This is a genomic window from Parendozoicomonas sp. 209JJ7-1 (assembly GCF_058147085.1).
In genome coordinates, this window is the sequence record NZ_JBYVJU010000172.1 from 1 (window position 1) to 393 (window position 393).

Sequence of the window (393 nt, forward strand, 5' to 3'; positions counted from 1 at the left end):
TCAAACGTCAACGTCAAATTCAAGAAGTTCAAGCTTTAATTTTGTGCCTACATCAAGCACGCACAGACTTGTTCAAACCAGCAAAATAAAGAATGTGCTAACAAATTTACTGGCCTTATCGAAAATGACAAAAATAGGGGCATCGGTTCCACCTGCTGGCAAAACGAGTTTCACCGGTGTTTTCAAACCAGTAAAATAAAGTCTGTGCCAACAAGTTCCACCTGTAAGTTCGTGCCAGCAATTTCCAGCGGCATTTTGTTTGCAACTGGCAAGCACGACATCGTGCCAAACAAATATTATTTACCAACAAAGTCGCAATAAAATTATCGTGCCAGCGGCTGCACCTAACAAGCGCATCCAAGTGACGCCTTCGGCGCACCTGATGCGGGCGTT

1 protein-coding gene is annotated in these 393 nt (G+C 44.0%); it reads left to right on the forward strand.

The annotated features are described in order from the left end of the window. Window positions 1–199, forward strand: a 199-nt coding sequence (locus ACY2RQ_RS19885) for a hypothetical protein (RefSeq protein ID WP_490114752.1), incomplete at its 5' end; no start/stop codon positions are given. Between the last annotated feature and the right edge of the window lie 194 nt (window positions 200–393).